14 protein-coding genes are annotated in these 14,533 nt (G+C 68.4%); 7 read left to right on the forward strand and 7 right to left on the reverse strand.

Features of this window, described 5'->3' with window-relative positions; all coding sequences use genetic code 11:
- A complete protein-coding gene (locus tag H7F51_RS06125) occupies window positions 1–234 on the reverse strand; it encodes an HIG1 domain-containing protein (protein ID WP_185663356.1) in 234 nt (77 codons plus the stop codon).
- Window positions 231–1,076: a tRNA glutamyl-Q(34) synthetase GluQRS gene (gene gluQRS / locus H7F51_RS06130; protein WP_185663357.1), complete on the reverse strand. Its 846-nt coding sequence runs from the start codon at window positions 1,074–1,076 to the stop codon at window positions 231–233. The genes H7F51_RS06125 and gluQRS overlap by 4 nt, the downstream gene beginning before the upstream one ends.
- Before the next feature lie 134 nt (window positions 1,077–1,210).
- Here gluQRS and H7F51_RS06135 point away from each other — a divergent pair, with 134 nt between their 5' ends.
- Window positions 1,211–1,819: an HNH endonuclease gene (locus tag H7F51_RS06135; protein ID WP_185663570.1), complete on the forward strand. Its 609-nt coding sequence runs from the start codon at window positions 1,211–1,213 to the stop codon at window positions 1,817–1,819.
- Between the two features lie 200 nt (window positions 1,820–2,019).
- Window positions 2,020–2,850, forward strand: coding sequence for an AIM24 family protein (locus H7F51_RS06140; protein ID WP_185663358.1), 831 nt, complete (start codon window positions 2,020–2,022; stop codon window positions 2,848–2,850).
- A gap of 626 nt (window positions 2,851–3,476) precedes the next feature.
- On the opposite strand, the gene rpoN is transcribed toward H7F51_RS06140, so the two are convergent.
- Window positions 3,477–4,985, reverse strand: coding sequence for an RNA polymerase factor sigma-54 (gene rpoN / locus H7F51_RS06145; RefSeq protein WP_185663359.1), 1,509 nt, complete (start codon window positions 4,983–4,985; stop codon window positions 3,477–3,479).
- A gap of 95 nt (window positions 4,986–5,080) precedes the next feature.
- Window positions 5,081–5,860 (reverse strand): LPS export ABC transporter ATP-binding protein, encoded by a 780-nt coding sequence (gene lptB / locus H7F51_RS06150; protein ID WP_185663360.1) that lies wholly within the window; start codon window positions 5,858–5,860, stop codon window positions 5,081–5,083.
- Between the two features lie 171 nt (window positions 5,861–6,031).
- Here lptB and H7F51_RS06155 point away from each other — a divergent pair, with 171 nt between their 5' ends.
- Window positions 6,032–6,316, forward strand: a complete 285-nt coding sequence (locus H7F51_RS06155) for a hypothetical protein (RefSeq protein WP_185663361.1) — start codon at window positions 6,032–6,034, stop codon at window positions 6,314–6,316.
- 43 nt (window positions 6,317–6,359) lie between these two features.
- Window positions 6,360–7,706 (forward strand): TldD/PmbA family protein, encoded by a 1,347-nt coding sequence (locus tag H7F51_RS06160; RefSeq protein ID WP_185663362.1) that lies wholly within the window; start codon window positions 6,360–6,362, stop codon window positions 7,704–7,706.
- Window positions 7,707–7,769: 63 nt separating this feature from the next.
- Here the strand turns inward: H7F51_RS06160 and ppa are convergent, their stop codons facing one another.
- The 3 genes from ppa to H7F51_RS06175 form a co-directional block, all read right to left on the reverse strand.
- The gene (ppa, locus tag H7F51_RS06165; RefSeq protein WP_185663363.1) at window positions 7,770–8,309 is read right to left on the reverse strand and encodes an inorganic diphosphatase; all 540 of its coding nucleotides are present in this window, start codon (window positions 8,307–8,309) and stop codon (window positions 7,770–7,772) included.
- Window positions 8,310–8,585: 276 nt separating this feature from the next.
- Entirely contained in the window at window positions 8,586–9,275 is a 690-nt protein-coding gene (locus H7F51_RS06170; protein WP_185663364.1) for a DUF1345 domain-containing protein, read from the reverse strand.
- The gene (locus H7F51_RS06175) at window positions 9,272–11,251 is read right to left on the reverse strand and encodes a M61 family metallopeptidase (protein ID WP_185663365.1); all 1,980 of its coding nucleotides are present in this window, start codon (window positions 11,249–11,251) and stop codon (window positions 9,272–9,274) included. The genes H7F51_RS06170 and H7F51_RS06175 overlap by 4 nt, the downstream gene beginning before the upstream one ends.
- Before the next feature lie 80 nt (window positions 11,252–11,331).
- Between H7F51_RS06175 and hisS the strand changes: the two genes are divergently transcribed.
- From hisS to prmC, 3 genes are read left to right on the forward strand one after another with little or no spacing between them, the layout of a single operon-like run.
- Window positions 11,332–12,594 (forward strand): histidine--tRNA ligase, encoded by a 1,263-nt coding sequence (gene hisS / locus H7F51_RS06180; RefSeq protein ID WP_185663366.1) that lies wholly within the window; start codon window positions 11,332–11,334, stop codon window positions 12,592–12,594.
- Window positions 12,591–13,655: a peptide chain release factor 1 gene (gene prfA, locus H7F51_RS06185; protein WP_185663367.1), complete on the forward strand. Its 1,065-nt coding sequence runs from the start codon at window positions 12,591–12,593 to the stop codon at window positions 13,653–13,655. Before hisS ends, prfA begins: the two co-directional genes overlap by 4 nt.
- Complete coding sequence (prmC, locus tag H7F51_RS06190) at window positions 13,648–14,499, forward strand: peptide chain release factor N(5)-glutamine methyltransferase (protein ID WP_185663368.1); 852 nt, start codon at window positions 13,648–13,650, stop codon at window positions 14,497–14,499. The genes prfA and prmC overlap by 8 nt, the downstream gene beginning before the upstream one ends.
- Window positions 14,500–14,533: the final 34 nt, after the last annotated feature.

The following is a 14,533-nucleotide window of genomic DNA, read 5'->3' on the forward strand; positions in this document are numbered from 1 at the left end:
TCAGGACTTGGCGATGGCCAGCAGCAGGACCACGACCAGCACGGCCGCGGCCTGATACTTGATGCGGTTGAACATCATCTTGTTCTGGAGGAGCTGCATCTCGCTCGCGCCCGGCGCGTCGCCGCGATCGAGGTCGTCCCGGGTGCTTTTCAGGAAGGCGATGATGCCTCTCACCAGGCTGTAGACGACCATGCCCATCAGCACGACGATCACGGGGACGAGGATGTAGCTCATGGTTCCTCATGTAGGATCGCCGACAGCGAAATGCCAGCGGGGAAGTGCTGTGCGCGCAGGGCTTCGGCCAGCGCCCGGCCATCCTCTCCGGCGCGGCGGCGGTCGGCCAGCGAGGGGGCGCCCCGGCGCTTGGCGAGCTTGCGGCCGCCGGCTTCGACCAGCAGGCCGTGGTGGTGCCAGACCGGGACCGGCAGGTCGAGCAGGGCCTGGAGCAGGCGGTGGACGTGGCTGGCGGCGAAGAGGTCGGCGCCGCGGGTGACGAGGGTGATCCCGTCTGCCGCATCATCCAGCGTGGCGGCGAGGTGGTAGCTCGCCGGGGCGTCCTTGCGCAGCAGGACGACGTCGCCGAAGAGGTCGGGGCGGGCCTGCTGCGGCCCGGCCAGTTCGTCCACCCATTCGAGCGGCCCGGCAAGGGCGAGGGCGGCGGCGACGTCGAGCCGCCATGCCGCGCCTTCCGGTGAGGCATGGCCGTGCCGGCAGGTGCCGGGATAGACCGGGCCGTCTGGGCCGATCGTCGTGGCGGCCTTGGCGATTTCGGCGCGGGTGCAGGTGCAGGGGTAAAGCAGGCCCATGGCCTTCAGGTGCTCGCCTGCATCGGCATAGGCGGCGAGGCGGGCGGACTGGGCGACGACCGGGCCGTTCCACGCAAGGCCGAGCCAGGCGAGGTCTTCGAGGAATTCCCGCGCGAGGTCGGCGCGGCTGCGCTCGCCGTCGATGTCTTCGATCCGCAGGAGGAATTCACCGCCCCTTGCCCGCGCCAAGCCGTGGGCGACAATCGCCGCATAGGCGTGGCCGAGGTGAAGCGGGCCATTCGGGCTGGGGGCGAAGCGGGTGCGGATCACGCAGCCGCCATAGCGTCATTCGTCGCCACTTGTGGATAGTGCATCGCGGGATGGCTTGACCGATCGCCCGGCTCATGCTGATTTCTCCTCATGTGCTGTCGCGAAATCGTCATGCCAGCCTGCGACTGGAGGTCATGCTCAAGAGCGAGCTGATCGAACGCGCGGCCCGGTTCCGCAGCGTGGAGGAAGACCCCTCCCGGCACCTGGCGAATTGTCCGGCACTGGTCCTCAATGCGGACTATACCCCGCTTTCCTACTACCCGCTGAGCCTCTGGCCGTGGCAGACCGCGATCAAGGCGGTGTTCCTCGAGCGGGTCGATATCGTGGCGAGCTACGAGCGCGAGGTCCATTCGCCGACCTGGGCGATGAAGATCCCCTCGGTGATCGCGCTGCGCCAGTTCGTGAAGCCGAGCGAGTTTCCGGCCTTCACCCGCTTCAACCTGTTCCTGCGCGACCGGTTTGCCTGCCAGTATTGCGGCAGCCCGCACAACCTGACCTTCGACCACGTGGTGCCGCGGCGGCTGGGCGGCAGGACCTCGTGGGAAAACGTCGCCACGGCCTGTGCGCCGTGCAACCTCAGGAAGGGCGGGCGCACGCCGAAGCAGGCGCACATGCCGCTCCTGATCGAGCCGATCCGGCCGACCAACTGGCAATTGCAGGAGCGCGGGCGTGGTTTCCCGCCCAATTACCTGCACGAAACCTGGCGCGACTGGCTCTACTGGGATGTGGAACTCGAAGCCTAGGTTGTGCCGCTATTCAGCCCATGGCGGCCTGCAAATCGCGCTTTCTCACGCTTCCGGTGCTCACGTACTTTGAGTACGCTGCGCTCCAGTTCATGAGAAAACACAATTTTCGGCTCGCCCTGAGCTGAATATCGACACAACCTTGGTGCGCGCTATTTAGGGCCGTTCCAGATTTCCAGTCTTTGCGGAGGATACCCGACATGGCCCAAACCCCGTGGTCGCACGCGCGCAACCCGAGCCTTGCCGACGACATCGATTTCGAGATCAAGGGGCAGGAACTGCAATTCGTCGAGATCGAGCTTGATCCGGGCGAGAGCGCCGTGGCCGAGGCGGGGGCCATGGTGTGGAAGGACGCCGTGATCGGCATGACCACCGTGTTCGGTGACGGGCGCGGGGCCGAGGGCGGCTTCATGGGCAAGCTGCTGGGCGCGGGCAAGCGGCTGGTGACGGGGGAGAGCCTGTTCACCACAGTGTTCACCCACAACGGCCCCCACGGCAAGGCGCGGGTGGCCTTTTCCGCGCCGGTGCCGGGCGCGATCGTGCCGCTCAAGCTCGACAGCGTGGGCGGCACGCTGATCTGCCAGAAGGACGCCTTCCTCTGCGCCGCGCGCGGCGTGCAGATGGGGATCTATTTCCAGAAGCGGATCATGACCGGGCTGTTCGGCGGCGAGGGCTTCATCATGCAGCGGCTCGACGGCGACGGCTGGGTCTTCACCCAGATGGGCGGCACCGTGGTCGAGCGGACGCTGTCGCCGGGCGAGGAACTGCATGTCGATACCGGCTGCATCGCGGCCTTCACCGCCGGGGTGGAGTTCGACCTGATCAGCGCCGGATCGGTCAAGTCGATGATCTTCGGCGGGGAAGGTGTGTTTTTCGCGCGGCTGCGCGGGCCGGGCAAGGTCTGGATCCAGTCGATGCCCTTTGCGCGGCTGGCCGGGCGGGTCGTGGCGACCGCCATGCCGGTGGGCGGGCAGAACCGGGGCGAGGGCTCGATCCTCGGCGGGATCGGCAACCTGATCGACGGGAACTGAGGGCGGGAGGGTGACACGAGTGTCACCCTGTCCGGTCATGTTTCATGGGCTAAGCCGCTGTTATTCAAGGGCGCAGCGGAAGAGTGCATGGGTGACACTTGTCCTACGGGGATCGTCCGCGCGGCCGGTTTTCAAAGAACGGGCGGAGGATGACAGGGATAGGCGATGTAGGAAAATGGATTGCGCCGGGTTGGGGGCGTCTTTGGGGATTTTCGGTCTGAATGCGGCTATTCCGGGCGCGCCGACATTGCGGACGTCCATTGTGCCGATATTATGGCGTAAATCCGGAGTCATCCATGCGCGTACTGTCCGTCCTTCGATACAGATCGAACGAGACCGGCCCTCTCGGCTACAGCAATCGAGTTATGTTGATCGCTCTCGCGCCATACGTCCCGCTGCTTCTGCTCGACCTATATCCAAGGGCTTCGAACTGGACGGAAGGCTACTTTTGGCTCTCCACGATCTGGTTCGCGGCAATTTCTGCATATGGTACCAGACAGATGTGGAATGCGATCTGGACGAGATAGAGAGGTGCCCTTCGCGTCCGCTCCCCCGAACCTTCGCGCCATTGAACATTGGGAACCCACGCGCCGATAGCGGGCAGGGGCGGACCGGTGAGACCCTACTTAGCGGATTCCGGCCAAGGCCTTCTGACGGCGGCGCTGGACCGAGGAGCCGAGGCCGATTGCCTCGCGGTACTTGGCGACGGTGCGGCGGGCGAGGTCGAAGCCCTTGGCGTTGAGCAGGTCGACCAGGGCATCGTCGGACAGGATCGCCTTGGGGTCCTCTGCCTCGATCAGCTGGCGGATCGCGGCCTTGACCGCCTCGGCCGAGACGGCGCCTTCGCCGTCCGACGAGGCGACGCCGGAGGTGAAGAAGTATTTCAGCTCGAAAGTGCCGCGCTCGCAGTTGAGATACTTGTTGGCGGTGACGCGGCTGACGGTCGATTCGTGCATGCCGATCGCTTCGGCCACCATGCGCAGGGTCAGCGGTTTGAGCTGCGAGACGCCGTGGCGGAAGAAGCCGTCCTGCTGGCGGACCAGTTCGGTCGCCACCTTGAGGATGGTTTTCTGGCGCTGGTCGAGCGCTTTCACCAGCCAGTTGGCGTCGGCCAGCTTTTCCGAGAGCCACGATTTCGAGGAACGATCATCGCAGGCGCCGCGCAGTTCGACATAGTAGGTGCGGTTGATGATCAGGCGCGGCAGGGTGGCCTGGTTGAGCGCGATGTCCCAGCCGAGATGGTTGCCTTTTGCGTCGGCGCGGGCGCGGATCAGGATGTCGGGGGTGACCGGATCGCCGCCGCCGCTGGAAAAGCGCAGGCCGGGCTTGGGATCGTAGCCGCGCAATTCAGCCAGCATGTCGGCGAAGTCCTCGTCGTCCACCCCGCACAGGCGCTTGAGCCGGGCCAGTTCGCCGCGGGCGAGGAGATCGAGATTGTCGAGCAGGCGGGCCATGCAGGGATCGTAGCGATCCGCCTCGCGCGCCTGGAGGACGAGGCATTCCGAGAGGTCGCGCGCGCCGACCCCGGTGGGATCGAGCGTGTGGATCACGTCGAGCGCGGCCTGGGCCTCGGCCAGGGTGATGCCGAGGTCGGCGGCGGCTTCGCCCAGCGGGATGGGCAGGTAGCCGGCCTCGTCGAGCTGGTCGACCAGGGCATGGGCGGCGAAAGCCGTGGCAGGATCGGGCGATGCCGGGCCGACCTGGGCGTGGAGATGTTCGGCCAGGCTCGGTTCGCCCGCGCCGCGTTCGTCGATCCCGGGGCCCTCTCCGCCGCCGGTCCCCGCCATGGGGGTTTGCGCTTCGGCCTGGAAGGCGGCGTCGCCGGTGTCGCGGTCGGTGTCGAGCGCGGTGGGGTCGATGTCGAGCGGGCGGTCGTCAGAGGCCCGGCCTTCGCCGATCAGCTGGTCGACCGGGGAAGATTCGAGCGTGGTGCGGCGCAGGTCATCGGCGCTTTCGGCCGGGGTGTCGGCGGCGGCGGTGCCGATTTCGAGCAGGGGATTGGCTTCGAGCGCCTCGCCGATGAAGGCCTCGATCTCGAGGTTCGACAGCGCCAGCAGCTTGATCGCCTGCTGGAGCTGCGGGGTCATTACCAGCGACTGGGACTGGCGGAGATCGAGCCTCGGGCCTAGCGCCATGGGTATCTAGTTCGACCGGCGGTGCGCGGGCTTCGACAAGCTCAGCCTGAGCGGATGTTGTATTGCTGCCGGGGAAGAGTGCGGCCGCACCTTGATCACAAGGTGAAGCCTTCGCCGAGGTAGAGGCGGCGGACGTTTTCGTCGGCCACCAAGGCTTCCGGGCTGCCGGCGAAGAGGACCTGCCCGCCGTAGATGATGCAGGCGCGGTCGACGATGTCGAGCGTTTCGCGGACGTTGTGATCGGTGATCAGCACGCCGATGCCGCGCTGCTTGAGGTCCTTCACGAGGTGGCGGATGTCGCTGATCGAGAGCGGGTCGATCCCGGCGAAGGGTTCGTCGAGCAGCATGATCGAGGGCTTGGCGGCCAGCGCGCGGGCGATTTCGCAGCGGCGCCGTTCACCGCCCGAGAGGGCCATGGCCGCGCTGGAGCGCAGCCGGGTCAGGCCGAATTCCTCGAGCAGGCGTTCCAGTTCCTCGGCCCGCACATCCCGGTCCGGCTCGTTGAGTTCGAGCACGCAGGAAATGTTTTGTTCGACCGTCATGCCCCGGAAGATCGAGGTTTCCTGCGGGAGATAGCCGAGGCCGAGGATGGCGCGGCGGTACATCGGCAGGCGGGTGACATCGACCCCATCCATCAGGATGCGGCCCGAATCGGGGCGGACGAGGCCCATGATCGAATAGAAGCAGGTGGTCTTGCCCGCGCCGTTGGGGCCGAGCAGGCCCAGTACCTCTCCCTTGCCGACCGACAGCGAGATGTCGGTCAGCACGGCGCGCTTGTCATAGCTCTTGGCGATGGAAATGACTTCGAGCCCGCCCTGGGGGATCGGCTGCATGGCGCTGGTGTTGGGGGCGGCTTGAGTGGCGCTGTCGGTCATTGGTTCCGGTTTAGGGTGGCGACGGGACCACTTCAAGCCGGGATGCGTTCAAGACGGGGAAATTGGCAGGTTTCATGCATGGCTGTTCTTGAAATGCCACGGTGCCCGGTGTTTATGGGAAAGGTGCAAGATACGGATCGATCAACAGGCAGGCCGGACTTTGCCCGGCGGATGAGCGGGGCGGTGTCGTTCGCGCTGGTGACCTATGCCGCCCTGCAGATCGTGCTGGCCGTGGCGCTGATGCCCGGCCGCACCCGCTCGGCCCTGCCCTATGCCGCGCTGGCCCTGCTGGTGATCGGGGTGATCCCGGCCTGCCGTGCAATGGAAATACGCTGGGCGCGGATGGAGGGCGACGGGCTGGAGGCGCGGTTCCGGCGCGAGCGGTTGGCCGTCTGGGCGGCCGCGCTGGGACTGCCTTTCGCGATTGCCGGGGCCTTCCGCCTGACCGGCCTCTAACTGCGGGCTTTAACTGGGCGCCCGCCGCCGCTAGATCGGCGCCATGCTCGATCCCACCCGCGCGCAGGAACGCGCCGCCGCCCTTGTCGACAGAGCCCGCCGCGCCGGGGCCGATGCCGCCGATGCCGCCTATCACGGCGAGGCATCGGAAAGCATCCAGGTGCGCCTGGGGCAGCTGGAAGACGTGGAACGATCGGAAAGCGAGAATGTCTCGCTGCGCGTGTTCGTCGGCAAGGCGAGCGCGAGCATAGGTTCGAGCGACCTGTCGGACGAGGCGCTCGACGAACTGGCGGCGCGGGCCGTGGCCATGGCGCGGCTGGCGCCGGACGACGACTATGCGGGCCTCGCGCCCGAGGACCTGCTGGCGCGAGGGCCCCTGCCCGCGCTTGACCTGATCGATCCGGCCGAGCCGGGCCCCGCGGCCCTGCGCGAACGGGCCGCCGCCGTAGAAGACGCGGCGCGCGCCGTGGCCGGGGTGACCAACAGCGAGGGCGGCGGGGCCGCGGCCGGGCGCGGGGTCTTTGCCCTCGCCACCAGCCACGGTTTCGTCGGCGGCTACGAGACCAGCAGCCATTCGCTCTCGGTCAGCGTGGTGGCGGGCGAGGGCGCGGGGATGCAGCGGGACTGGGACGGGCGCTCGGCCCGGCACCTTGCCGACCTCGCCAGCGCGGAAGAGATCGGGCTGAGCGCGGCCGAGCGGGCGGTGCGGCGGCTGAACCCGGGCAAGCTGGCCAGCGGGCAGATGCCGGTGGTGTTCGATCCGCGCGTTGGCGGCTCGCTGGTCGGCCACCTGCTGGGCGCGATGGCGGGCTCTGCGATCGCGCGCAAGGCGAGCTTCCTGGTGGGGCGCGACGGGGAGCAATTGTTCGACAGCGCGATCACCATTCTGGACGATCCGCATCGGCGGCGCGGGTTGCGCTCCAAGCCGTTCGACGGCGAAGGGCTGGCGACGGCGCCGCGCGCACTGGTCGAGCAGGGGCGGCTGACCGGCTGGCTGATGAACAGCGCCGCGGCGCGCCAGCTGGGTGGGCGACCGACCGGCCATGCCGCGCGCGGCGGCGGCGGGGCGCCGGGGATCTCGGCGAGCAATACGCACATCGCCCCGGGCAGCGTGAGCCCGGCCCAGCTGATGGCCGACATTGCCGACGGGGTCTATGTGACCGAGCTGATCGGGCAGGGGGTGAACGGGGTGACCGGCGATTACAGCAGGGGCGCCTCGGGCTACCGGATCGTGAACGGCAAGATCGCCGGGCCGGTGGCCGAATTCACCGTGGCGGGCAACCTGATCGACATGTTCCGGGCGCTGAGCGCGGCCAACGACCTGGAGTGGCACCGCGCGGTCAACGTGCCGACGCTGAGGATCGACGGGATGATGATCGCGGGCGATTGAGGGTTCGGCCCATGCCTGGCCTGATGGCTGAAGGGCGGAGCCTCGCGGCCCCGCCCTCTGTCATTATTCGCCCTTGTCGGCCTTGTAGCGTTCGATCGCCTCGAGGATGATCTGCTTGGCGTCTTCAGCGCCGCCCCACTTGCCGACGCGGACCCACTTTTCCTTTTCCAGGTCCTTGTAGTGGGTGAAGAAGTGCTCGATCTGCTGGAGCACGATTTCCGGCAGGTCGGTCTTTTCCGCGACGTCGCTGTAGTAGGGGAAGGTCTTGTCGTCGGGCACGCAGACCAGCTTCTCGTCGCCGCCGTGCTCGTCCTCGAGGTTGAGCACCGCGATCGGGCGGGCGCGGACCACGGAGCCCGGGACGAAGGGCGAGCGGGCGATGACCAGCGCGTCGAGCGGGTCGCCGTCGGGCGAGAGGGTGTGCGGCACGAAGCCGTAGTTGGCCGGGTAGCGCATCGGGGTGTGGAGGATGCGGTCGACGAACAGGGCGCCCGAGGCCTTGTCGAATTCATACTTCACCGGCTCGCCGCCGACGGGAACCTCGATGATCACGTTGAGGCTTTCGGGCGGATTTTCGCCGACGGGAATCATGTCGATGCGCATGACGGACCTTCTTGATGCAAGCGGCCCTTTGCCGCCGGAATGGAGAGAATCGCGCGCTTAGCCGCGCGCCCCCGGCATCGCAACCGTGCTATTGGTCTGAGTTGATTCCTGTTTGGTGCGCCCTTCGCCTCCGCGAAGGGCTTGCGGCACCGGCCCGCTCCCCCGGCCCGACCACCCACAGGGTACACTCGATGGGTGGTCGGGCCGGGGGAGCGGGCCGGTGCCGCGCAAGGATCAGGCGAATGCCTGATCCGGTCCATGCACCCAAAATCTCCTTCAGCTGCCGCCCAGTGCGTTGATGGTGAAGGCGATCACCCCGATGTTGAACAGGAAGGCGCCGAATGAGTGGAACAGCGCGACCATGCGGATGCGGGTGGCGGTGACCGCGACGTCCGAGGTCTGGAAGGTCATGCCGAGGGTGAAGGCGAAATAGGCGAAATCGGCGTAGCTCGGCTCGGGCGTGCCCGGAAAATCGATGCCGCCGCAGTCCGCGTCCTTCTGCTCGGGGTGGGCGGTGTAGAAATCGTGGGCATAGTGCAGCGCGTAGACCGCGTTGGCGAAGAGCCAGATCAGCAGCAGGGTGGCGACCAGCTCGAAGATGGCGAAAGCGTCGCCGCGCTTGGCCGTGGGCAGCTCTCCGGCGATGGCCGACATGACGATCACGGTCAGCAGGGTGCTGACGGCGAGGACCATCCAGCGGTTGGCGGCATTGGCATCGGCGCGGGCGCGGATCGGCTCGGCCGCGTTTTCCAGCCAGAGCGGGATCAGCGAGACTAGGAAGACCGCGGCGGCAAGGTCGAAACCGAGCGCGAGCGAACGGGTCCACGGCGCCGCCGCGAACAGATGGTGGTGGGCCCAGACCGCCGCCGGGAACAGCACCATGAAGGCGAGGAAACGCAGCGGGGCGATCTTGCGCCCGATCGCCACGCGCAAGGGATGGCGGGGTTTCACGGCCGCGTTCTTCATGGGCCCGTCCGGCGCGGGGCGAGCAGGGCGTCGAGCCCGGCCGGGCCAGTGCCGTTACGCTCAAGCCAAGGGTAGCGCAGGCCGCCGTGGTAATCGATCGACACGGTCTGGTAGCGTTCGCCGCGCTGGACGAGGAGCTGGATCGGGGCCTTCCCGGTCTTGGCGGCGGTGACGGCGCCGCGCAGGGCATCGGCGCTGTAGGCCGCGCCGTTGACCGCCGTGACCTTGACCCCGTTCACCACCCCGGCATCGAAGCAGGGGCTGCCCCACTGGCAGGCGACGACCTTGCCATCCTTGTCGAGCGCGAGGCCGAGCGACCAGGTGAGCGAGAGGCCGCGGCTCTGGGTGAAGCGGCCCTTGTCGAAGGCATTGGGCTCCTCGCGCCAGGTGAGGCGGTAGCCGCCGCGCTCGATCCCGGCGAGCGGGGCGGGACGGCCGGGCTGGTCGATCCGGGTCTTGAGGAAGGTGGCCCAGTCGTAAGGATAGACGTCGTTCAGCGCGGCGACGACATCTTCGAACTCGTAGGTCAGCTGGCCCTGCTGGCCGTCGTTCACCCCGAAGAACGCCTTCGCGAAATCGTCGAGCCCCTTCTTGCCGCGCGTGCCCTCGCGGATCAGCTGGTCGGCCTCGAGCCACACCAGCGCGCCTTCGGTGTAGTAGTCTTCCCCGCGCGCCAGCGAGGCCCATGGCTTGGGCTTGCGCGAGGCGAAGATCGGGTCGGCCGTGGTATCGGCCACCGAGCGCCAGCCGCGCCCCGGCATTCCGGCCAACCCGGCGGCGACCGTGGCGAGGGTGCCGAGCATGACCTCCCGGCTCTGCACGCCCGAGCGGGCGGCGAGGACATAGCCCCAGAACTGGTTCTGCCCTTCATAGACCCAGAGCAGATCGTCCTGCATCGGGGTGCGGTAGTCCGGCGTCCACAGCCGGGCCGGGCGGCGGTACTTGCCGTCCCATGAATGCGACAGCTCGTGCGGGATGACGTTGCGGGTCCAGCTCATCCCGGCCCAGTCGCTCAGCGCGGTCTGCTCCATGGTGTTTTCCGAGGAGCGCAGGTGTTCGAGGCCGACCCCGCCGATCTTGTCGGTCAGGCCGAGCAGGATGTCGTAATGATCGAAGTGGCGGCTGCCGTAGAGCAGCAGGGCCTCGGCTGCCAGCGCGCGGTAGGCGGCGAGGCCGACGGGGGGCAGTTCGAGGAACTTCGCCTCGTCGGCCACGACGTCGAGGCTGATGCGGTTGCCGAGATCGAAGCGGGCCGCGTTGATCCCGGCGAAGATCGGGGAATCGGTCAGTTCCTCGTAGTCGGTCTCGGCCCAGGTGACGCGCTTGCCGGCGGGGGCGGCGCTTTCCTGCACGCCGTCGAGCGCGGTGAAGACGGTCCAGCCCGCGGGGAAGGTGACTTCGGGCTTCACCCGGATCTGGCGGATGTAGTGCCCGGCGGGATAGAGCGTTATCGCGGTCCACTGCAGGTTGAGCAGTTCAGGAGACATGGTGACGCGCCCCTCGCTCGGCTGGATCGGCGAGGTGTGGATGAAGCGGGCCGTGACCGCGGCGGTGCCGGCGGGCACGTCGACATGGAAGGCGAAAGTGTCGACCGGATCACGCCGCCAGGTGAGCAGGCGCTCCCCGGCGAAGAAGCGCAAGTCGGCGATCTCGGCCATGGTCCCGGCGGGGCTGTGCTTGCCCGGGTGCCATTCGGGCAGGAGCAGGGTGAGGCGGGTGGTGCCGGGGGCAACCGGGATGGTCTCGGTGACCTTGTAGAGGGCGCGCAGGGTATCGGTGGCGTCGATGGAAAGGGCGATGGTGCCGGGATAGGGCAGGTCCCGCGCCTCGGGCACTTCGCGGACGATCGGCACGGCCTGAGGCAATGCGCGGGGCGGTAATGGGCGGGGGGGCGACTGGGCCGGGGCGGGCGCGGGAAAAGCCGCGCCAAGCAGGGTTGCGGAAAGGAGCGGCGTCAGCAGGGCCCGGGTCTTCATCGCCCCTTCATGCAGGGGCGCGCGGCGCCTTGCAACCGGGCGGCCTTTTCCGCGCGGGGAGAAACGGCTAAGCGCGCGCCATGAGCGTGCAGACCCCCACTATTCAGACCCCGCAGGCTATCCGCGGAACCCAGGACATTTTCGGCGCCGAGGCCGAGGCCTTTGCCTTCGTTGTCGAGACGTTCGAGCGGGTGCGGCGGCTTTACCGTTTCCGCCGGGTGGAAATGCCGGTGTTCGAGAAGACCGCCGTGTTCAGCCGCTCGCTGGGCGAGACGACCGATGTTGTCTCCAAGGAGATGTACTCGTTCGAGGATCGCGGCGGGGAATCGCTGACCCTGCGGCCCGAGTTCACCGCCGGGCTGGCGCGGGCCTACCTGACCGACGGGTGGCAGCAATATGCGCCCTTGAAGATCGCCACGCACGGGCCGCTGTTCCGCTACGAGCGTCCGCAGAAGGGGCGCTATCGCCAGTTCCACCAGATCGACGCCGAGGTGATCGGCGCGGGCGAGCCGCAGGCCGACGTGGAACTGCTGGTGATGGCCGACCAGCTCCTGAAGGAACTGGGCATTGCCGACGGGGTGACGCTCCAGCTCAACACGCTGGGCGATGCGCCGAGCCGCGAGGCCTGGCGGCTGGCGCTCATCGACTATTTCCGGGCGCACAAGGATGCGCTTTCCGAGGATTCGCAGGAGCGGCTGGAGAAGAACCCGCTGCGCATCCTCGATTCCAAGGACCCGCGCGACAAGCCCTTCACCGCCGATGCGCCGAAGATCGACGCGTTCCTCTCGGCCGAGGCGCAGGATTTCTTTGGCAAGGTGACCGAGGGGCTGAAGGCTGCAGGGGTGGACTATGCGCGCGCGCCGGCGCTGGTGCGCGGGCTGGACTACTATCGCCACACGGCCTTCGAATTCGTCACTGACCGGCTCGGCGCGCAGGGCACGGTGCTGGGCGGCGGGCGCTATGATGGTCTGATCGAGGCGCTGGGCGGGCCGCATACCCCGGCGGTCGGCTGGGCGGCGGGGATCGAGCGGCTGGCCATGCTGGTGGGCGAGAAGGCCGAGGCCGCGCCGCAGGTGGTCGTCGTGGCCGAGAACGCGGCGCAGGAGACGGCGGCGATCGACCTGGTCTCGCGCTATCGCCGGGCGGGCGTGGCGGCGGAGATCGTGGCGACCGGGAGCCCGCGCAAGCGGTTCGACCGGGCCAAGAAGCTGGGGCCGGCGGCGCTCGTCTCGCTCGACCTGCGCGACGGGGCGGAAACGCGCGTGCTCAAGGTGCTGGACGACACGGTGGATGGCGGCGCGATCCAGTCCGTGTTCGACGCCTTCGTGGCCGGGCGGCAGTGAGCGTTTCGCCCGCCCGCCTTGCCCAGATTGCCGCGCGCTTTGCCGAACTGGAGGCGCGTTTGGCCTCGGGCACGCTGGAAGGCGCGGAATTTGTCGCGGCGAGCCGGGACTATGCCGAGCTTGAGCCGGTGGCGCGGGCGGCCGAGGACGTCCGTTCGATGCGGGGCGAGCTGGAGAGCCTGGCCGCGCTCGACGATCCCGACATGCGCGAGCTGGCCGAGGAAGAGGCGGCGCGGCTGAAGGCGGAGCTGCCCGAGGCCGAGCACCGCCTCGCCATCGCCATGCTGCCGCGTGACACGGCCGACAGCCGCCCGGCCATGCTGGAAATCCGTGCCGGCACCGGGGGCGACGAGGCGGCGCTGTTCGCGGCCGACCTTTTGCGGATGTACGAGCGCTTTGCCGCCGAGCAGGGGTGGCGCGTGGAAATCGTCAGCGCCAATGCCAACGAGATCGGCGGTTTCAAGGAAGTGGTCGCCAACGTGGCGGGGCAGGGGGTCTTTGCCCGGCTCAAGTACGAGAGCGGGGTCCACCGGGTCCAGCGGGTGCCGGCGACCGAGAGCGGCGGGCGCATCCACACCTCGGCGGCGACCGTGGCCGTGTTGCCCGAGCCGGACGAGGTGGACGTGCAGATCGATCCGGGCGACCTCAAGATCGACATCTACCGCGCGTCTGGCGCGGGCGGGCAGCACGTCAACACCACCGATTCGGCGGTGCGACTGACTCACTTGCCGACCGGGCTGGTGGTGATCCAGCAGGACCAGCGCAGCCAGCACAAGAACCGCGACAAGGCAATGCAGGTGCTGCGCACGCGGCTTTACGACCTGCGCCGGGCAGAGGCGCACGGGGCCGAGGCCGAGGCGCGGCGGGCCATGGTCGGCTCGGGCGACCGGTCGGAGCGGATCAGGACCTACAATTTCCCGCAAGGGCGGGTGACCGATCACCGCATCAACCTGACCCTGCACCGGCTGCCGGAAATCCTCGAGGGGACGGGGCTGGGCGAACTGGTCGATGCCCTGATCGCGGAGGACCAGGCCAAGCGGCTGGCGGCGATGAGTGAGTGAAACCGCCAAACTCACTGTAGGCCAGGCGATTCGCGCGGCGGCGGAGCGGCTGGCGTCGAGCAGCGACACGGCGCGGCTCGATGCCGAGGTGCTGATGGCCCATGCGCTGGGCGTCTCGCGCTCGGACCTGCTCTTGCGGCATCTGGGCGATTCGGCGCCGGATGGCTTTGCCGCGCTGGTGGAGCGGCGGGCGGGGCATGAGCCGGTGGCCTATATCGTGGGCTCGCAGGACTTTTTCGGAATGCCGCTGCGGGTGTCGGACGCGGTGCTGATCCCGCGTGGGGACAGCGAGGTGCTGGTCGAGACGGCGCGGCTGCGCGGTGGCTCGGCGCGGCGGGTGCTGGACTGCGGGACGGGCTCGGGCGCGCTGCTGCTGGCCGTGCTGGCGGGGCTTCCCGAGGCGCGGGGCGTGGGGATCGACCGTTCCGCCCGGGCGCTGGCCGTGGCGGCGGGCAATGCGGCGGCGCTGGGGCTGGGCGGGCGCAGCGCTTTCCTTGAGCGGGACTGGACCCGTGCGGGTTGGCGCGCGGGGCTGGGGTGGTTCGACCTCGTTCTCGCCAATCCGCCCTATGTCGAGGAGGCGGCCGCGCTCGATCCCTCGGTTCGGGCGCATGAGCCGGCGGGCGCACTGTTTGCCGGGGCCGAAGGGCTTGATGACTACCGGGTGCTGGTGCCGGAATTGCCCGCCCTGCTGGCGCCGGGCGGCACCGCGCTGGTCGAGATCGGGGCGAGCCAGGCCGAGGCGGTGAGGGCGATTGCAGCGGGTGCAGGGCTCGATTCCAGGCTGCACCGGGACCTTGGCGGGCGGGCCCGGGTGCTCGAATTGCGGCAAAGCGGTGAATAATCGGCAATGTTCCGAGTTTTTCGCTTGGCAAGCT

It is taken from the genome of Novosphingobium flavum (assembly GCF_014230315.1).
GTDB lineage: Bacteria > Pseudomonadota > Alphaproteobacteria > Sphingomonadales > Sphingomonadaceae > Novosphingobium > Novosphingobium flavum.

Coding starts and splice junctions, on each gene's coding strand:
- H7F51_RS06125 (WP_185663356.1), bottom strand. CDS start 234: ATGAGCTACATCCTCGTCCCCGTGATCGTCGTGCTGATGGGCATGGTC.
- H7F51_RS06135 (WP_185663570.1), top strand. CDS start 1,211: ATGCTCAAGAGCGAGCTGATCGAACGCGCGGCCCGGTTCCGCAGCGTG.
- H7F51_RS06140 (WP_185663358.1), top strand. CDS start 2,020: ATGGCCCAAACCCCGTGGTCGCACGCGCGCAACCCGAGCCTTGCCGAC.
- rpoN (WP_185663359.1), bottom strand. CDS start 4,985: ATGGCGCTAGGCCCGAGGCTCGATCTCCGCCAGTCCCAGTCGCTGGTA.
- lptB (WP_185663360.1), bottom strand. CDS start 5,860: ATGACCGACAGCGCCACTCAAGCCGCCCCCAACACCAGCGCCATGCAG.
- H7F51_RS06155 (WP_185663361.1), top strand. CDS start 6,032: ATGAGCGGGGCGGTGTCGTTCGCGCTGGTGACCTATGCCGCCCTGCAG.
- H7F51_RS06160 (WP_185663362.1), top strand. CDS start 6,360: ATGCTCGATCCCACCCGCGCGCAGGAACGCGCCGCCGCCCTTGTCGAC.
- ppa (WP_185663363.1), bottom strand. CDS start 8,309: ATGCGCATCGACATGATTCCCGTCGGCGAAAATCCGCCCGAAAGCCTC.
- H7F51_RS06170 (WP_185663364.1), bottom strand. CDS start 9,275: ATGAAGAACGCGGCCGTGAAACCCCGCCATCCCTTGCGCGTGGCGATC.
- H7F51_RS06175 (WP_185663365.1), bottom strand. CDS start 11,251: ATGAAGACCCGGGCCCTGCTGACGCCGCTCCTTTCCGCAACCCTGCTT.
- hisS (WP_185663366.1), top strand. CDS start 11,332: ATGAGCGTGCAGACCCCCACTATTCAGACCCCGCAGGCTATCCGCGGA.